We start from the raw sequence: 16,539 nt of genomic DNA on the forward strand, positions 1-16,539 counted from the left end.
GCGTGAAGCACACGGGCCCCGGGCCCCTACTGTGCGCGGCTGTTCGTGGCGAGCGGCGCGGGGGGCAGGCGGTCGTTTCCCCGCGCGTGCGGGGATGGTCCCTGGCCGGTGGCCCACGCGCAGTCGCCGTACGGCTGCTCCCGCGGGGCGGGGGCGGCTCCGCGATGTTCGCGAGCGCGGGGCGGCTCCGCGGTGTTCGCGAGGTCGACGTTGCCGTCCCTCCGCTCCCCGTACACGCGGCTGCCGCGACCGCGCCCAAAATCCTCCCGCGACATCCGTGGTCAAGGCCTCTCGGTGGGAAAACTCAACACGTGAACGACGTCCAGTCCAGCGGGGAGTATCTGTGACCCGACCCGAAATCGCCCGCGCCCTCGGCGCCACCGTCCTCGCATCCGTCGGGACCGCCACCGCCTTCCATCACCTGTGGTGGCAGACCGGCGTGTTCTGGGCTCTCGCGCTCTTCCTGGCCCAGGGCACGGTCCGGGAACGCCGCGCACGCCACGACCGGCAGCGCCGGGCCCGCGTCGCGGCGGAACGTACCGAGCTGGCCGCCCGCGGCCCCGCACCGCTCCCGGTCCCCTGCTGCCCGATCTGGAAGTCCTCCCAAGGCGCCGTACACGGCGCCGACTGCACCCGGCCCCCACCCGCACGCACCACACTCCACGACGCGGAGCAGCGCATCCTCGACCAACTCGACGACGACACCCGGGACACCGCGTGAGCGGCCCGTCGCCCACGCCCGAAGGCGAACACACCGCCGTCGCGGCGAGCCCGGCGCAGGATCCGGCGGCCGAGCCGCCGGTACCGTCGGCGCAGGCAGGCGTCACCGACGCCACAAGCCGGATATCAGCCTGGCCAGGAACACCCCCGCGCCGGCTCCCTTGCCGCAGATGATCAGGACACGCCGCGCATCGCCGTGCACCGCGTCGAGGACCAGGGCGGGGCCGGCGACCAGAGCGAACGCGGCCCCGGCGAGGATCACGGCCGAAACAGCGACGTACATCGACTCGACGGTGCTCTCATCCTTCTGCGCCTGCGATCGGGATGCCCCCATTGGGGGATTTTCCCCCGTGCGGCTCAGCCTCAATCTGCCTACGCATACGCCGGCGCCGTAGAGACGAACGATGTCCGCGCCTGCGCCGCGCAGGCGTGGCGGCTCGTCGAGGCAGACCAGGACCTACCGGGTCCGCTCGGCCGGGGTGCGGGGTCACCGGCTGTACTGCTAAATGCCTTAACCCGTGGTGCGGTAGGCAAGGGCCGTGTCGCTGCCGCTGTCCGGGGCGATGCCCACGTAGCCGTTCACGGCGACCGGGGCGATGCCCGGTGATGTCTCGATGTCGAGTCCGGTCCGGGAGTCGAGGACGACAGGACCGGCTCCCTCGGTGCCGGTGACCTTCCCGTAGACCGCGCCGTTGAACACCGCGGTGACCGAGGGAGCCACCCGGTCGGTGGCCTTGTCGGGGAGTTGCCAGACGAGGTCCGCGCTGGTGGCGTCGAGGGCGAACGCGTACGCGGGGGAACCGCCGCCCGTACAGACGATCACGGCTTTGCCGTCGTAGGTGCAGCCCATATCGGCGAAGGAGCCGTCGATCGTGCTCCTCACCTTGCCGGTGCGTGCGTCGAGAAGCTGCACGAACCTGTCGCCGATCCCCCACCCCCCGGTGAACTGGACGAGGTGGGGGCCGGCCTCTCGGGCGGACGCGGCCCCGGAGGACTTGCGGCTGGTCCACAGCGGCCTGCCGGTGCTGATATCGAAGGCCGTCAAGTGCCTCTCCGTATAAGGGTCGGGGACGTTCGGCCCGACGACCGCGCCACCCGTGACGGCCCAGGGGGCGAGTTCCTTCTGCCAGAGGGTCTTGTGGGTGGAGAGGTTCACGGCATAAGTCATCTCGTTGTCGTCGTTGGAGGCTCTGACGACCGCGATGCCGTTCTCCACGCCGGCGACTTCGGCGCTCAGGGTCAGATACCTGTCGCGGGACCAGGCGGGGAGCACGATCTCGGTCCGCCATGCCGGACGTGAGGTCGCGGCCTCGACGCCGATGATCTCCAGGCCGTAGTCGGCCGGCGTGGTACCGGATCCCGGGATCTTGACCAGGAAGAGCGCGATGACTTCTGCGTCGGCTCCCGTTCCGCTGACGGCCGGTGGCCGAGGCGCCCTGCGCAGCACGTCGGTGACCTTGAACGCCGCTTCCCGTTCGGGGGTGACACGAGCGAGGACGGCGCCGGTGCCGGTGTCGACGGCCTGGAGGCTCTCCGGGGACCAGACGTAGGCCGTGGTCCCGTGCAGGGTGACCTGTCTGCCTCCCTCGGCTTCGTCGGGCAGGGGGACCGCGCTGGTCAGGTCGAAGAGGTGGGGCGAGGGGTAACTCGTCCTGGGCGTGGCCGAGGACGGATTTTTGTCGGCGGAGGAGCCGTCGGGGCGGCTGGAGCGCGGCCGTTCGGAACTCTCGTCCCCGTCATCGCCGCAGCCGGCCACCAGCAGCAGGGCCCCCAGCGCGCAGGCCCCGGCAGCCGCTTTGACGGTGTGTCCGAACCACATCGGAACCCCCTGACGGTGCGCCTGCGGGAACGGCGCCGCACCGGCCGTGCTCAGCGTAGCGCCGGATGTCCGGGCATGGACAGATCAAGCACCTGTCGCGATCCGGGATCCGTTGCGAGCACCGGGAGTTGTCGCGGAACGGAAGCGGTGGAAGTGAGGGTGGGGGTTAGGGGTGGGGTAGTGGTAGACGGGTCGGACGAGTGTGACTTGCCGCCCCCGGTCCGTCGGAGCCGGTCCTGTCTTTCCCGTAGGCTGCCCCGGGCATCCGTACACCAGTTCACCAGGTCGGCCGAAGAGGACTGGAACGTGTTCATACTGCTGGCCATCGCGGCTGTGCTCGCCGCCCCGTTATGGGGCATCGCCGTGGTCGTCAAACTGCTGTCCGTCGCCCTGCCCGGCCGGCGCACCGACTGGGGCGTGCAACTGCTGCGCTGGAGTGCCGGCATGACAGCGGCGGCCGCCGTCATGCTTCTGGCCATGGCGCTCGGCGCCGTCGAACTGTCCGACAACGAGTCCCGCTCGGGGGCGGACTCCTCGCCGGCGCCCGCCTGCCGCGACGCCGCACCCCACCTGGTGGACCGCCTCGCCGGCCACCGCGCCTCGTACCTCCCGCCGGCTTTCGACTGCGTCCTGGACGACGGGACGACATACCCCGGTTCCGAAAGCTACGTGTGGCTCAATGGCCTCGTCCTCACCTGCGCGGCCGCCTCCGTACTGCTGGCCGTGGGGGCCAGGTGCACCACCGGCCGGCAGACGGCGCGGCGCACGCACGTGCCGGCCCCCGAGGCACTGGGGTGACTCGAACGACAGGCCCGAGCCGCGAGCGGTGATCTCGCTGAGCTCACCGGCTGTCTCGACGCCGCGCCGCTGGTGGCCCGGCGGGCCGTCCTGCGCAAGGTGCCGGGCCGTGGCGTACGCAACGCGTGGGAGGACCGCTTCACGCACGTGCGGCCGACGGCCGGCGCATGACTCCGTCCGGCCGGTCCGGCCACGGAGCGCCGGCGGCACGGCGCCCGCGTCGCGTCGCCCGGCCGGCCGGCTGCGGCTGAGGTGACTGCCTCACCAGGTGTGGGCGACATCTACCACCAGACGGTTGGAGAGCTGGGACACCTGGAACGGCAGCCGGGCCCGCACGCCGAGGCCCACTTGCGTGACCCCTTCGAAGCTGGCCCCGAACTTCGCCTCGCGGAAGGTGCGGTAGCCGGTCAGGTCGACGCCCGGGAGCGCCTGGCCGCCCCGGCCCGGGTAGGTCGCCGCGTGAGTCTCCGGGTCGTAGGCGGGGGCGGACACCCTGATCTCGATGATCGCTCCGCCGGAGATCGGAATGCGGATGCCGGACGGGTCCTGATAGAACGCGTCGACGTAGTGCACGGTGTACCCGATCGGTTCGGTGCCCGCCGTGGGTACGTCGAAGACCATGCGGTCGTAGCAGTCGTGCTCGCCGGTCCTGATGTCGGTCAGCGATCCGGCGTCGGTGTCCGCCGCGGTCTTCGGAAGGCTGCCCCAGCCGGCCGGGCACGCGACAGCGGTCGTGGCCGCGCCCGCCGTCGCGGGCGCGGCTACTCCCACGCCCACACCGGCCATCGTCAGGGCGGCCAGCACCGCCCCGTATCGTCTTGTGCGCATCGTTCCCCCTTGCGCCACGGTTCTCGGTTTCCTGCCATGTACGACATGCCGGTCACGGGATTGGTTGTACGGGCCGCCCCGAAAGTGGTGATCCATCAACTCACCGGCCTCTCCGGCGCGGACGGGTACGGGGGCCGGCCGGCACCTGGTACGCACGAGGCGGCTCCTTCGCGGCGGCCCCGACGGGCGACCGGTCGGCGTGGCGGTGGCTTCCGGCCCCGGCCGCAGCCCGCCCGCATCCGGCGCGGGAGCCGGCCGGCAGGAGTGGGGACGCGGCACTCCCAACACGTGTGCGTGAAGCGGGGGTCGGCAGTGCGAGTGGCCACCTGGCGGACCGGGTTGCGCCGCCCGGCGCGACCTCGTATGAGTTCTCCGGAACCTGCTGAGGTGGGGATTCAGAGCAGCGAGGCGGTAAGTGCGGCAAGGCGCTTGCGGTAGTCCGGGTCGTAGGCCTCGGCCGCTGCCTGCGCCTCCTTCTCGCCGTCGTAGTACCGCCCGGTGACGCCGGCCAGTTCGGGAGCGTCGACCAGGCGCCGGGTGGCCGCCACTCCCTGCTCCAGGGAGTCGACGACGTCCATGCCGGACGCGCGGGACATGGTCGTCGGCATGTAGGACGCGGGGTGGAGGCTGTTGACGGTGACGCCGCTGCCGGCCAACTTCTCGGCGAGGTCCAGGCCGTGGCTGATGAGCGCCAGCTTGGAGCGGCAGTAGGCGGCGATATCGGTGTAGGCGCGGGTGAGTTGCGGGTCGTCGAAGTCGATCGGCTGCTGCCCGACCGAGGCCACGTTGACGACCCGGGAGGGCTTCGCCCGGCGCAGCAGCGGGAGCAGTTCCCGGGTCAGGAGGACGGGTGCCAGGTAGTTCACGGCCAGGCGCAGTTCGTGTCCGTCCGGGGAGGTCAGCCGGCTGGTGCCCGTGGCGTGGAAGCCGACTCCGGCGTTGTTGACGAGCACGTCGAGCCGGTCGTGCGTGGCGGCGACGTCGGCGGCGAGCCGCCGGACCTCGGTGAGCGAGGACAGGTCGGCCCGGTAGGTCTCGGCGCCTGTGGCCGCGGCGACCTCGGACAGACGGCCCTGGTCGCGGCCGTGCAGCAGCAGGGTGTGCCGGCCGTCGGCGGCCAGGTCCTCGGCGAGGGCGCGGCCGAGCCCGTCGGAGGCTCCGGTGATGAGGATCGTTGCCATGTCGTACACCTTTCGGGTCGGGCGGCACCGTGGGTGCCGCCCGACAGCGGTTTCGGGAAGGGATGAGGGCCCCGGGGGCGGCCGGGCTCAGAACCGGCGGACCGGTTCCGCCCCGGGGCTGCCCGCGGTGCCCGGTGGCCGGCAGGCGGCGGAGTCACGGTGGGATCCGGTCACCCCGGAGCGGGCGAACGCCGCGACCAGAGCGAACGCTCCACCGGCCAGGGGCCCGGACGTGCCGGTCAGCCGAGGGTCTTCAGCAGTGCGGCGGCAAGCGGCGCGGAGGAGGCGGGGTTCTGCCCGGTGTGCAGGGTGCGGTCGACGACGACGTGCGGCGCCCACGGTTCGCCCGCCGAGTAGATGCCGCCGAGGGCGACCAGCCGCTCCTCCAGCAGCCACGGCAGCCGGTCGGCCAGCCCGGTCTGCCGCTCCTCCGCCGCGCTGAAGCCGGTGAGCCGGTAGCCGGCGAACGGCGAGAGGCCGTCCGCGTCCTCCGTGGCGAGCAGCGCAGCCACTCCGTGGCACACCACGCCCAGCGGCGTACCGGCCGTATGAACGGCGCGCAGCAGCCGGGCGGAGTCGGCGTCCTGGGACAGATCCTGCAGGGGCCCGTGGCCTCCGACGTAGAAAACGGCGGCGTACCGGCCGGGGTCGACGTCCGCCAGGGTCAGCGGAGCACGGAGTTCGGCGGCGGCCTCCACGGCGGCCGCTATCGCGGCGGCGCCGGCCGGCCCTCCGTTCACCTCGGGGGCGAGGCTGACGGGGTCGACCGTGGGGACGACGCCGCCCGGGGTGGCGACGGCCACCCGGTGGCCGGCCTCGGTGAAGGCCCGGTACGGGGCGGTGAACTCCTCGCCCCAGAAGCCCGTGGGGTGCTTGGTGCCGTCGGTCAGCGTCAGGTGGTCGGTGCCGGTCAGCACGAGAAGGATCTCTGACATGTGCGTGTACTCCCTGATCGGCCCCTGGTGTTCCGGGGGGCGCGGGGTCGTGTCCGCCGGCGTACCGCGGCGGAACGTTGACGACCCTAGATCTCCTGTTCATCAGGAAACCAATAGAATCTCTCGAATGGTTCATCAGAAATCCGATGAGAAATCCGATGGGAAGGCCGCTCGGTCCCGTACCGGCCGGCGCCCGGCCGAAGCCAGCTCGAAGGAGGCGCGGGAGGCCCGCTCGATCGCTCCGGCTGCCGACGGGCCCCTGGACATCGGATTGCTGCGGACCTTCCTCGCGGTCCACCGCGCCCGCTCACTGACCACCGCCGCCCGGATACTGGGAATCTCCCAGCCCACCGCGACCGCCCAGGTGCGCGCTCTGGAGCAGCAGCTCGGCCGGCAGCTCTTCGAGCGGCTTCCCCGCGGAGTGGCCCCGACCACGGTCGCCGACGAACTGGCCGGGCAGATCGCCGGGCCCCTGGATGCCCTGGCCGAGGTCGCCGACCGCGGCCGCACGGGACTGGAGGCACCACCGGAGCCGGTACATCTGGGCGGCCCCGCCGAGATGGTGTCGGCCCTGGCGCTGCCCGCCCTGGCGCCGCTCGCGGACCGCGGCGTACTGCTGCGCGTCACCCACGGACTCGCGGAGGACCTGCTCGACGGCCTGCACACCGGGCGGTTCGACCTGGTCCTGTCCGCGGTGCGGCCGCGCGGCCGTTCGCTGGTCTCGGTTCCGCTGATGGACGAGGAATTCGTCCTGGTCACGTCTCCGGCCTGGGCCGGGCGGATCGGACCGGTCGACTGCGACGACCCGGGCCCCCTCAGCGGCGTCCCCCTGGTGGCGTACGCCGAGGACCTGCCGATCCTTCGCCGTTACTGGCGCCATGTCTTCCGGACACGCCTGACCGCTCGGCCCGCCTTCGTCGTGCCGGACCTGCGAGGAGTGCTGGCCGCCGTGACCGCAGGAGCGGGGATCACGGTCCTGCCCCGCTACCTGTGCGAGACCGAGCTGGCATCCGGCGCACTGGTGCCGCTGCTCACACCGGACGACCCGCCCATCAACACCGGATTCCTGGTGGAGCGGACCGGCGCACCCTCCCGTGCGCCGGTCACCGCCGTCCGCGAACAACTCCTCACGGCAGCCCGCTCCTGGTGACGGCGGCAGACCCCGCGGGCTCCCCGGTCGGGCACGGACGCACCTCGGGCTCCGGGGCGGCGCCACGGCGTGGTGCATCGGCTCGAGGCCGGTGCACCCACGCCTGGCGGCGCCGGACCGGTGGCCGCCTCACTCATCAGGCGGCGCGCCGGCCCTCTTGGCGTGCCGGCGGGCCCAACTGCTAGGCGGCCAGCGTCTCGTTCGCTCGCGTGGTGCCCTCGCGGTCGGCGCAGTACCGCTCCAGCAGGGCGTCCGCGGCGAGCAGAGCCTGCTCGGCCGTCCGGGCCCCGGTCATCACGCACAGCGTGTACGTCACGTCGTCCAGTGCACGGCTGGTACGGCCGGTGGGGCGGACATCGTGTTCGATGCGCGTCTGCGCGAACCGGGCCAGTACCGCGCGCAGTTCCCTCTCCGCCGGAAGGATCATGATGGTTCCTCTCCCCAGAACACAGCTCGCGTGACAGGTGGTCGGCATCGCGAGAAACAGGTCGCATGTATGGCATCTGACGCCGCGCTCGTCACTGAGCCGGCGTCAGGCAGGTCTACGTGTGCCCCGAGTCGAGCGGCCCATGCCACCGTGCGCGGGCACCGTCCCCCGGCCGGCTCGGCCCGCGCGATCGCCTCCGCCGCCCGCCCCGGCTCTCCGGCGGTTCCGCCCGGCCCCGCGAAGGTGCCGCACGGCCCCTTCGCGTCCCCCGCCCCGTCCGAGAAACACATGAGATTCCGCGGGAGTGGAGATCGTTCCGTAGGGCACACGGGGCGGCGGAGGTTGATGACCATGGTTCCCGTTCTTCTTGTTCTTCTGCTCGCGCTGCTCCTCTTCGGTGCCGGTTTCGCACTCAAGGCCCTGTGGTGGATCGCTGTCGTCGTGCTGATCGTGTGGGTCCTCGGATTTGTGATCCGTCCTACGGCGAGCGGCGGTAAGCGCGGCCGCTGGTACCGCTGGTGAGCGGTCCTGAGAAGGTACTGAGTTCAGGTACTGAGTTCAGGTCCTGAGCAGGGCATTCACACGGGTGGGCCCCGACGCCTCGGTGTCGGGGCCCACCCGTGTGTCGCGCCTCCGGGTCACCGCGGTGACGAAAGCGGCCGCGCGGACGGCGGTGTTCAGCGCGGGAGCACCCAGTCCGGCACCCACGTCCCGGCGGCGTCGTGGCCGGCCGTCGTGGCGGCGAGGTGAGCGCGGAGCGTGGCCAGCGCCGGGTGGGGGTTGTCGCGGTGCCAGAGGAGCGAGTGCGGGTAGACGGGCGTCGGGTCGGTCACCGGGATGCGGCGCAGGCCGTGGCCGGCGGGCCAGACGAGGCGGGTCTGCCCACCCATGAAGGTGGCCAGGGCCGGGGTGTCGGCGATGGTGTCGAGAAGCGCGTCCGAGCCGAAGTTGGGGCCGGTCGCCTCGATGGTGAGGCCGAACTCGGCGACGAGGTCGTCGTAGTAGGCGGCCCACTCGGTACCGGGGACGATGCCGGGCATCCAGATCCGGTGCCCGGCGAGCTGGGCGAGGGGCACCGACCGGGCGCCCGCCAGCGCGTGGGCGGGGCCGGTGAGGAGCTCGAGCGGCTCGTCGAGCACCCGGACGGACCCGATGTCCGTGGGAAGGGGCCGGCCAGGCACGGCGACGGCGCGGAAGGACGCGTCGATCGCACCGGAGCGGATGGCGGCGACGGCCGTCTCGATGTCGAACAGCATCACCACGTCGAGGTCGATCTCGGGGTGTGCGCGGTGGAAGCCGCGCAGCAGGCCCGCCGCCGCGCCGCGTGAGGCGATCACGTCGACGCGCAGCGGACGGCGGCCGGTGCGCACGGACGCGACCGCGCGTTCGGCGACGCGCAGCAGCTCGCGCGCGTGGGGCAGGAACGCCTGCCCGTCGATGGTGAGTCGGGCGCCGCGCGCGGTACGGGTGAACAGCCGCACGCCGAGGGTGCGCTCCAGCGCGGCGATGCGCTTGGAGACGGCCTGCTGGGTGACCGCGAGCTCGGCGGCGGCCTCCTGGAACTGCCCCGCGTCGGCGGCGGCGACGAAGGTCCGGACGGTGTCGAGGTCCATATCGGCACCCTATGGTCACAACCGTTGGTTGTGGCCGGGCGGTCCCACGGTTGTTTGACCCCTGGGTGTGGCGCTCGCTTTGATGCTTCCGGTCGCGGATCGGTTGTGCGGGTGAGGGGCGGGGAACGGCGGGCATGAGAAGCGGGCAGCGGCTGGGACGTCTGCGCGGGCACGGGCCGGGACGTCTGCGCGGGCATCGGCTGGGGCGGCGGTTCGGGTGGTTCTGGGGAGCGTACGGGACCAGCGCGCTCGGCACGTGGCTCGCCTTCGGCGCGTTCCCGCTGATCGCCATCCGGGTGCTGCACGCCGGACCGGCCGAGGTCGCCGCGCTCTCCTCCGTGGGCGCCGCGGTGGGCGCGGCCGTGGCGGTGCCGCTCGGTCCGTGGGTGGAGTTCCGTCGCAAGCGGACGGTGCTGATCGCCACGGACCTGGTGCGGTTCGCGGCGCTGCTGACGATTCCCGCCGCGTTCGCGCTCGGCGCGCTCACCTTCCTTCAGCTCCTGCTGGTCTCGGTCGTCGTCGCGGCGGCCGACATCACCTTCCGCGCCGCCTCCGGCGCGTACCTGAAGACGCTGCTGGCGGCCGAGGACCTGCTCGTCGCCAACGCCCGGTTCGAGTCCACGGCCTGGACGACCACGATCATCGGACCGCCGCTGGGCGGCGCCGCGATCGGGCTCCTCGGTCCGGTGGCGACGGTGGTGGCCGACGCGGTCAGCTACCTGCTCTCGGCCCTGGGCATCCGCGCGGCGGGCGGGCACGAGCCGCCGCCCGGACGCCGGGAGACCGCACGCGTGCGGGCCGGGGACCTGCTCGACGGCTGGCGGTTCATCCTCGCCGACGCGACGCTGCGTCCGCTCTTCTTCAACACCGCCCTGTTCAACGGCCTGGTGATGGCCGCCCAGCCGCTGCTGGCCGTCCTGATGCTCGGCCGGTTCGGGTTCGCACCGTGGCAGTACGGCCTCGCCTTCGCCGCGCCCTCGATCGGCGGCCTGCTCGGCTCGCGGCTGGCCCGACCGCTCGTCACCCGGTTCGGGCAGCACCAGGTCCTGGTCGTGGCCGGGGCGCTGCGCGCACTCTGGCCCGTCGGCCTGGCCTTCGTCGGGCCGGGCACCGGCGGGCTGCTGCTGGTGACGGGCGTCGAACTCGGGCTCATCTTCTGCTGCGGAGTCTTCAACCCCGTCCAGGCCACCTACCGCCTCGAGCGCACCGCGACCGACCGGGTCACCCGCACGCTGTCCGCCTGGGCGGTGACGACCAAGGCCTCGACCGCGCTCCTGACGGCCGTCTGGGGCGTGCTGGGCAGCCTGTTCGGCCCGCGTGCGGCCATCGGACTGGCCGGCGTGCTCCTGCTGGCGACCCCGCTGCTGCTCCCCCGCCGCGCGGCGGCACGGCTCCCCGGTCCGCAGCCGTCACCGAGCCGCACCTGACGGGGCGCGCGGCCTTCACGGCGACCGGGCCGCGCCGCCCTTCCGGGAGCGGACCGGTGCCGGTCGCGTCGAGGGCCGCCGGTCTGCCTGCCTGTATGTCTGCCTGGAGAGGGCCGCGCTGTTCGGCATGGCGGTGGTGCCGGCGCCCCGCAGTACCCGGGCCGTCGCCCCCGCCACCCGGGTGCGGTAGGAAGTCCGGTGTGAACGACCAGACTCAACCCGCGACCGTTCGCGTGTTCATCGCCCTCGCCCCGCCCGACCACGCGAAGGAAGAACTGGCCCGGGAGCTGCGCCCCGCCTACGGCACCCACCCTCGCATGCGGTGGAACCGCATCGAGGACTGGCACATCACCCTGGCGTTCCTCGGGGAGCTGCCGGCCGGGACAGTTCCGCTCCTGCGACCGGCTCTCGCCGACCTCGCAGCCGACCACCAGCCCCTCCGTCTGGCACTCCGCGGCAGTGGAACCTTCGACGACCGGGTGCTGTGGAGCGGAATCGACGGAGACCTCGACGAGCTGCACATGCTCGCCGCCGATGTGCGCACCACCGTCAAGAACTGCGGGGTCGCCTTCGAGGACCGGCCCCTGCGCCCCCATCTGACACTGGCCCGCGCCCGCCGGGGAGACCGGTCCTCGGCAGAAGAGATCGCCGAAGGGTTCGCAGGATTCACCGGCCGCGGATGGCCTGCCGAACGTCTGCACCTGGTCGGCAGCAACGCCGGCCGCAGCCGCGGACCGATCCACTACCGCGACATCGACGCATGGGCCCTCGGCGACAAGGGCATCACCGGCTCCTGAACGAACCGGCAGTGCCCGAGGGAACGGGATCGCCCCGGGTCCCCCGCGGAACTCGCCGCGCGATCACAGCGGGGTCCCGCGGGTGGTGCGGAACTGTCCCGCCGGTGGTACGGACCTGCGCGCTGCCGCCCCTACTGCCCCAACTACATGTATTACAGGTCGAATTCGATGTGTTCCACGTCGGTGAACCGGACCTCCTCGAGGCTGCCGGCGCGGCGGCCGCCGTCCTGGAAGTAGACGTCCCTGAGCGCTTCGGCGGCGATCTGCTGGAGCCGCTGGTCGGTGGCGCCGGGCGGTAGATCCGCGCCCACGGCCCGAACCCGCGCCACTGCGCGCGCCAACTGCTTGACGACCTTGTGGTCCTCCGGCAGCCGTCCCGCGAGGCGTTCCTCGTCGGTGAGGTGGAGCGGAAGCCCTTGACTTCCTCCTCGGCCTATAGGCCGGGGATTCCCGCCTGCTCCCGCCGCGCGGGGGCGGCGGACTGCTTCGGGTGGGTTGCTGCTTCGTCGCGCGGTGCCGGTACGAGTACCGGGCTCGCCTGCGCTTGGGGCCGGCAGGCGGCCGGGTCCCCGCTGGTAAAATGGGGGCACGCTTCGATGTCGCCGGGGCCCGTACCGAAGGGGTACGGGCCCCGGCGCGTTTCGGGCGTCGCATCGAGGAAGGTTCCCCATGAACGCGAAGCCGCCAGTCTCCGGACTCCCCCGTGCCGGCGAGCACCAGTCGGCGACGGCGCCACAGGGTGAGCCCGCGACGCCGCAGGCGGTCTCCGCCGGTCTGCCGCCGGCCGCGTCCTTCGACGCGCTCGGGCTGCCCCCGGAGCTGGTGGGGACGATGAGCGGCCTCGGGGTGACGGAGCCCTTCCCGATCCAGGCGGCGACTCTGCCCAACGCGCTGGCCGGCCGCGACGTCCTGGGCCGGGCGCGGACCGGTTCCGGCAAGACGCTGGCTTTCGGGCTCGCCCTGCTCGTGCGGACGGCAGGTCTGCGCGCGGAGTCGAAGCGGCCGCTCGCACTGGTTCTGGTGCCGACCCGGGAGCTCGCGCAGCAGGTGAGCGACGCGCTGGAACCGTACGCGCGGACGTTGAACGTGCGGCTGGCGACGGTGGTCGGCGGTCTGTCGATCAACCGGCAGACGGCGCTGCTGCGCACCGGTGCCGAGGTGGTCGTCGCGACGCCGGGACGGCTGGCCGACCTGGTGTCGCGGCGGGACTGTCATCTGGGCCAGGTGCGGATCACGGTGCTGGACGAGGCGGACCAGATGTGCGACCTGGGGTTCCTGCCGCAGGTCTCGGAGATCCTGGACCAGGTCCGCGGCGACGGTCAGCGGCTTCTGTTCTCCGCCACGCTCGACCGCAACGTCGACCAGCTGGTGCGGGGCTACCTGCACGACCCCGTCGTCGTCTCGGTCGACCAGGTGGCCGGCTCGGTCGCCACGATGGAACATCACGTGCTGAACGTGCACGGCGCCGACAAGTACGCGACGGCGACCGAGATCGCGGCACGGGACGGCCGGGTGCTGATGTTCCTGGACACCAAGGCGGCCGTGGACCAGTTCACCCGGCATCTGCGGGCCAGTGGGGTACGGGCCGCCGCCCTGCACAGCGGGAAGTCGCAGCCGCAGCGGACGCACACGCTCGCCCAGTTCAAGGCCGGTGAGGTCACCGTGCTGGTGGCCACCAACGTCGCCGCGCGGGGCATTCACATCGACGCGCTCGACCTGGTCGTCAACGTCGATCCGCCGGCCGACGCCAAGGACTACCTGCACCGGGGCGGGCGTACGGCGCGCGCCGGGGAGTCCGGGAAGGTGGTCACCCTGGTCACCCATGGCGAGCGGCGCGAGGTGAACCGGGTGATGTCCGAGGCCGGTATCCGGCCGACGGTCACGCAGGTGCGCTCCGGCGAGGAGTCGCTGACGGCCATCACCGGGGCGAAGCGGCCGCCGGCCGGGGCGAAGGGCGGCGGCCACGTCCCCTTCGGTGGCCTCGGCACCCGTCCGGGCCGTCCGGCCAAGGAGTCCCGCAAGGCCGCCGAGGCCCGCAAGGTCGCGGAAGCCCGCGCGGCGGCCCGGACACGCAAGGGGCGCTGACACCGGGCGACCTCGCCGTGCAGGTGACGGATGTGGCACGTGCACGTGCCACATCCGTAACGGGACATCGAGCATCGGAGAAGGGTCCGAACACTCTCATCGATTGCTAGAATGATACCCACTGGGTATCATTCAGTATGCTCTATCAGGTCCCGCGTCTCGCCGCCGTCGATCACAGCGTCCTCGACGAGGTCACTCATATGCGCCGAGAACTACGGCAATTCGTACAGCAGAGCCCCATGAAATGGACTGCTGACCTGCGGCGCTCCCTGACCGCTTCGGCGATCGCAGCGTCCAACACGATCGAGGGCTACCAAGTCGACCCTCGGGACGTCGCAGACCTCATGGACGGTGAGCGCGAGGTCGTTGACGCGAGCGAGGAGAACAAGAGGGAGACCGTCGCCTATCAGCAGGCGATGACCTACATCCAGTCACTGTGGAACGTGGAGGACTTCGAGTACTCCAAAGGCCTCCTCAACGCCCTGCACTGGATACTGCAGAGTCACCACGCGGACCGGCCCGCCGGCCAGTGGCGCCGCAAACCCATCTTCATCACGGCCGCCGGCGACCCGCATGCCACAGAGTACGAAGGCCCGCACGAGGACAAAATCCCTCAGCTGATGGGCGAACTGGTCGACTGGCTCAATCACGGAGACCTCGACGCCAACCCCCTCGTACGTGCCGCGATGGCTCACCTCAACTTGGTGAAGATCCATCCGTGGATCGACGGAAACGGCCGCATGTCCCGCAGTCTGCAGACACTCCTGATCGCGCGTGAGGGAGTCCTCGCCCCGGAGTTCTCCTCGATCGAGGAGTGGCTCGGCATGCCCGGGAACACGTGGGACTACTACAAGGTGCTGCGGGAGGTGGGCGGCTCGGTGTACTCCCCCGAACGTGACACTCTGACGTGGGTCAGATTCAATCTGCGCGCCTACCACCAGCAGTCCCAACGCGTCCGGCACCGGGTGCAGCGCTCGACGGACTGCTGGCTCCGCCTCGACGAGCAGGCCGACCGTCTGCACATGACCGAGCGTCAGATCACGGCACTGCACGAGGTCGCAATGACGGGCCGAGTGCGTCGCTCCCGCTACGAAAAGGCGGAAGGGCTCACCAACCAGCAAGCCACCCGGGACATCCAGGCACTCACCAGAGCGGGCCTTTTGACGCCGATCGGCAACACCAAGGCCCGCTACTACGTAGCGGGCCCCGACTTCCCCCGCAGCGTGCTGGAAACCGCCGACCGCCGCCACGTCATCAGCGACCCCTACCAGCAATAGGACAGGACCGGCCAAAGGGCGGGCGCCGTGCGCCTATCCCTCGGCCGTGGTCAGCCAGGTGCTGATGCCCTTCAGTGCGCCGGGGCCGGAGTCGGAGCTGACGTTGCGGGCCAGGTCGGCCACGGAGACGGATCGCAGGGCGTCGCGCCAGGCGGTCTCGGCGTCGGCCATGGCGCGGCTGATGGCGCAGGGGGCGGGGCAGGACTCCGGCGGGGCGGCCAGCGGGCCGCGTTGGCGGATCTCGGTGCAGACGAAGGCCGGGCCGGGTCCGTCGACGGCCTCGACGACGTCGAGCACCGTGATCCGTGCGGGGGAACGGGTGAGGACGTAGCCGCCCGCCTTGCCCTGGACCGACCGGACGAGGTCGGCGCGGGAGAGTGCCTGGAGCTGTTTGGCCAGGTAGCTGGGCGAGACGTCGTGCAGTTGTGCCAGCCGTGCGGCCGGCACCGGTTCCTCCACCGAGGTCAGCACGACACAGCAGTGCAGCGCCCACTCGACCCCACCCGACATCTTCACGGCTTCACTCTAATCCACCCTCCCCTTGACTCGGACATCAAACGTCCGAGTAATATCTCGGACATTGAGTGTCCGAGTAAGGGGCAGGGAGTGCATACTCGCCCCTTTGGCTATATAGCGGACATAACCCATCAAAGAAGGGCAGGACGTGTCATGAAGATCGCGGTCATCGGCGGAACCGGGCTCATCGGATCGCAGGTCGTACGGGACCTGAACGAGGCCGGGCACGAGGCGGTCCCGCACTCGCTGTCCACCGGGGTCGACATCCTCACCGGCAAGGGCCTGGACGCGGCGCTCGACGGTGCCGACGTGGTCGTCAACCTGACCAACTCCCCCACCTTCGACGACGCCTCCCCCGCGTTCTTCCGGACCTCGATGGACAACCTCCTGGCCGCGGCCGAACGCGCGGGCACCGGGCACTTCGTCATCCTGTCCATCGTCGGCGTCGACCAGGTCCCCGAGCTCGACTACTACCTCGCCAAGACCCTCCAGGAAGACCTCCTCAAGGCCGGCCCCGTCCCCTACTCCATCGTCCGCGCCACCCAGTTCATGGAGTTCATGGACGCCACCCTGTCCTGGACCGCCGACGACGACACCGTCCGCCTGCCCAGCACCCCCCTCCAGCCCGTCGCCGCGGCCGACGTCGCGGCCACCGTCGCCGAAGTGGCCGTCGGATCCCCCCTCGACGGCACCCTCGACCTCGGCGGGCCCGACACCTACCCGCTGGACGAGATCGGCCGCATCACCCTCGCCGCCAAGGGCGACAAGCGCTCGGTCACCGTCGACGACACCGCCGGCATGTTCGCCGTCCCCCAGGGCGACGTCCTCACCACCAAGGAAGGCGCCCGCATCGCCCCCACCCGCTACACCGACTGGCTGAAGTAGACCCCGAGGGGTCCGCCGGGGCCGGCTCGCGCGGAACCCTCCGAAGGCACCCGTCCGCGGGGAAAACGGCGCGCGCCGGCC

The 16,539-nt window shown here is 71.7% G+C and carries 17 protein-coding genes and 1 pseudogene; 9 read left to right on the plus strand and 9 right to left on the minus strand.

Annotated elements, in window-relative coordinates:
• Positions 1-343 precede the first annotated feature (343 nt).
• On the plus strand, positions 344-721 hold the full coding sequence (locus HEP85_RS00410; protein WP_168525074.1) for a hypothetical protein: 378 nt from the start codon (positions 344-346) through the stop codon (positions 719-721).
• A gap of 102 nt (positions 722-823) precedes the next feature.
• Here the strand turns inward: HEP85_RS00410 and HEP85_RS00415 are convergent, their stop codons facing one another.
• Complete coding sequence (locus HEP85_RS00415; protein WP_168525076.1) at positions 824-1,054, minus strand: DUF6332 family protein; 231 nt, start codon at positions 1,052-1,054, stop codon at positions 824-826.
• Between the two features lie 177 nt (positions 1,055-1,231).
• Positions 1,232-2,539: a PQQ-binding-like beta-propeller repeat protein gene (locus HEP85_RS00420; protein WP_168525077.1), complete on the minus strand. Its 1,308-nt coding sequence runs from the start codon at positions 2,537-2,539 to the stop codon at positions 1,232-1,234.
• A gap of 306 nt (positions 2,540-2,845) precedes the next feature.
• On the opposite strand from HEP85_RS00420, the gene HEP85_RS00425 reads away from it, so the two are divergent.
• Positions 2,846-3,337, plus strand: coding sequence for a hypothetical protein (locus tag HEP85_RS00425; protein WP_168525078.1), 492 nt, complete (start codon positions 2,846-2,848; stop codon positions 3,335-3,337).
• A 261-nt stretch (positions 3,338-3,598) separates the two neighbouring features.
• Here HEP85_RS00425 and HEP85_RS00430 read toward each other — a convergent pair whose 3' ends face one another.
• From HEP85_RS00430 to HEP85_RS00440, 3 genes are all read right to left on the minus strand, one after another.
• Entirely contained in the window at positions 3,599-4,165 is a 567-nt protein-coding gene (locus tag HEP85_RS00430) for a hypothetical protein (protein ID WP_168525079.1), read from the minus strand.
• Positions 4,166-4,560: 395 nt separating this feature from the next.
• Positions 4,561-5,346, minus strand: coding sequence for an SDR family NAD(P)-dependent oxidoreductase (locus HEP85_RS00435; protein ID WP_168525080.1), 786 nt, complete (start codon positions 5,344-5,346; stop codon positions 4,561-4,563).
• A 239-nt stretch (positions 5,347-5,585) separates the two neighbouring features.
• Complete coding sequence (locus tag HEP85_RS00440) at positions 5,586-6,281, minus strand: type 1 glutamine amidotransferase domain-containing protein (protein WP_369657511.1); 696 nt, start codon at positions 6,279-6,281, stop codon at positions 5,586-5,588.
• Positions 6,282-6,408: 127 nt separating this feature from the next.
• Between HEP85_RS00440 and HEP85_RS00445 the strand changes: the two genes are divergently transcribed.
• Complete coding sequence (locus HEP85_RS00445) at positions 6,409-7,431, plus strand: LysR family transcriptional regulator (RefSeq protein ID WP_168525081.1); 1,023 nt, start codon at positions 6,409-6,411, stop codon at positions 7,429-7,431.
• A 181-nt stretch (positions 7,432-7,612) separates the two neighbouring features.
• Here HEP85_RS00445 and HEP85_RS00450 read toward each other — a convergent pair whose 3' ends face one another.
• A complete protein-coding gene (locus HEP85_RS00450; RefSeq protein ID WP_168525082.1) occupies positions 7,613-7,858 on the minus strand; it encodes a DUF5133 domain-containing protein in 246 nt (81 codons plus the stop codon).
• Positions 7,859-8,209: 351 nt separating this feature from the next.
• On the opposite strand from HEP85_RS00450, the gene HEP85_RS00455 reads away from it, so the two are divergent.
• The gene (locus HEP85_RS00455; protein ID WP_168525083.1) at positions 8,210-8,380 is read left to right on the plus strand and encodes a hydrophobic protein; all 171 of its coding nucleotides are present in this window, start codon (positions 8,210-8,212) and stop codon (positions 8,378-8,380) included.
• 155 nt (positions 8,381-8,535) lie between these two features.
• Here HEP85_RS00455 and HEP85_RS00460 read toward each other — a convergent pair whose 3' ends face one another.
• Positions 8,536-9,471, minus strand: a complete 936-nt coding sequence (locus HEP85_RS00460) for a LysR family transcriptional regulator (RefSeq protein ID WP_168525085.1) — start codon at positions 9,469-9,471, stop codon at positions 8,536-8,538.
• A gap of 134 nt (positions 9,472-9,605) precedes the next feature.
• Between HEP85_RS00460 and HEP85_RS00465 the strand changes: the two genes are divergently transcribed.
• Entirely contained in the window at positions 9,606-10,898 is a 1,293-nt protein-coding gene (locus HEP85_RS00465) for an MFS transporter (protein WP_168525087.1), read from the plus strand.
• 200 nt (positions 10,899-11,098) lie between these two features.
• Positions 11,099-11,695: an RNA 2',3'-cyclic phosphodiesterase gene (thpR, locus tag HEP85_RS00470; RefSeq protein WP_211117754.1), complete on the plus strand. Its 597-nt coding sequence runs from the start codon at positions 11,099-11,101 to the stop codon at positions 11,693-11,695.
• A 152-nt stretch (positions 11,696-11,847) separates the two neighbouring features.
• Here the strand turns inward: thpR and HEP85_RS00475 are convergent.
• Positions 11,848-11,985: pseudogene (locus tag HEP85_RS00475) on the minus strand (XRE family transcriptional regulator); the annotation flags it as partial.
• Positions 11,986-12,364: 379 nt separating this feature from the next.
• Here HEP85_RS00475 and HEP85_RS00480 point away from each other — a divergent pair.
• Complete coding sequence (locus HEP85_RS00480; RefSeq protein ID WP_168525091.1) at positions 12,365-13,780, plus strand: DEAD/DEAH box helicase; 1,416 nt, start codon at positions 12,365-12,367, stop codon at positions 13,778-13,780.
• A 137-nt stretch (positions 13,781-13,917) separates the two neighbouring features.
• Positions 13,918-15,057 carry a Fic family protein gene (locus tag HEP85_RS00485; protein WP_168525093.1) on the plus strand — a complete coding sequence of 380 codons (1,140 nt, stop codon included), beginning with the start codon at positions 13,918-13,920 and terminating at the stop codon, positions 15,055-15,057.
• Positions 15,058-15,090: 33 nt separating this feature from the next.
• Here the strand turns inward: HEP85_RS00485 and HEP85_RS00490 are convergent, their stop codons facing one another.
• The gene (locus HEP85_RS00490; protein ID WP_168533160.1) at positions 15,091-15,567 is read right to left on the minus strand and encodes an Rrf2 family transcriptional regulator; all 477 of its coding nucleotides are present in this window, start codon (positions 15,565-15,567) and stop codon (positions 15,091-15,093) included.
• Between the two features lie 159 nt (positions 15,568-15,726).
• On the opposite strand from HEP85_RS00490, the gene HEP85_RS00495 reads away from it, so the two are divergent.
• Positions 15,727-16,458: an SDR family oxidoreductase gene (locus HEP85_RS00495; protein ID WP_168525095.1), complete on the plus strand. Its 732-nt coding sequence runs from the start codon at positions 15,727-15,729 to the stop codon at positions 16,456-16,458.
• The last annotated feature ends 81 nt before the right edge of the window (positions 16,459-16,539 follow it).

Source organism: Streptomyces sp. RPA4-2, from assembly GCF_012273515.2.
In the GTDB taxonomy this organism is placed as follows: domain Bacteria; phylum Actinomycetota; class Actinomycetes; order Streptomycetales; family Streptomycetaceae; genus Streptomyces; species Streptomyces kaempferi.

Bases quoted from the DNA above. Each gene is read 5' to 3' on its own strand.
- HEP85_RS00415 (WP_168525076.1), bottom strand. From the start codon at position 1,054: ATGGGGGCATCCCGATCGCAGGCGCAGAAGGATGAGAGCACCGTCGAG.
- HEP85_RS00420 (WP_168525077.1), bottom strand. From the start codon at position 2,539: ATGTGGTTCGGACACACCGTCAAAGCGGCTGCCGGGGCCTGCGCGCTG.
- HEP85_RS00430 (WP_168525079.1), bottom strand. From the start codon at position 4,165: ATGCGCACAAGACGATACGGGGCGGTGCTGGCCGCCCTGACGATGGCC.
- HEP85_RS00435 (WP_168525080.1), bottom strand. From the start codon at position 5,346: ATGGCAACGATCCTCATCACCGGAGCCTCCGACGGGCTCGGCCGCGCC.
- HEP85_RS00440 (WP_369657511.1), bottom strand. From the start codon at position 6,281: ATGTCAGAGATCCTTCTCGTGCTGACCGGCACCGACCACCTGACGCTG.
- HEP85_RS00445 (WP_168525081.1), top strand. From the start codon at position 6,409: ATGGTTCATCAGAAATCCGATGAGAAATCCGATGGGAAGGCCGCTCGG.
- HEP85_RS00450 (WP_168525082.1), bottom strand. From the start codon at position 7,858: ATGATCCTTCCGGCGGAGAGGGAACTGCGCGCGGTACTGGCCCGGTTC.
- HEP85_RS00455 (WP_168525083.1), top strand. From the start codon at position 8,210: ATGGTTCCCGTTCTTCTTGTTCTTCTGCTCGCGCTGCTCCTCTTCGGT.
- HEP85_RS00460 (WP_168525085.1), bottom strand. From the start codon at position 9,471: ATGGACCTCGACACCGTCCGGACCTTCGTCGCCGCCGCCGACGCGGGG.
- HEP85_RS00465 (WP_168525087.1), top strand. From the start codon at position 9,606: ATGAGAAGCGGGCAGCGGCTGGGACGTCTGCGCGGGCACGGGCCGGGA.
- HEP85_RS00480 (WP_168525091.1), top strand. From the start codon at position 12,365: ATGAACGCGAAGCCGCCAGTCTCCGGACTCCCCCGTGCCGGCGAGCAC.
- HEP85_RS00485 (WP_168525093.1), top strand. From the start codon at position 13,918: ATGCTCTATCAGGTCCCGCGTCTCGCCGCCGTCGATCACAGCGTCCTC.
- HEP85_RS00490 (WP_168533160.1), bottom strand. From the start codon at position 15,567: ATGTCGGGTGGGGTCGAGTGGGCGCTGCACTGCTGTGTCGTGCTGACC.
- HEP85_RS00495 (WP_168525095.1), top strand. From the start codon at position 15,727: ATGAAGATCGCGGTCATCGGCGGAACCGGGCTCATCGGATCGCAGGTC.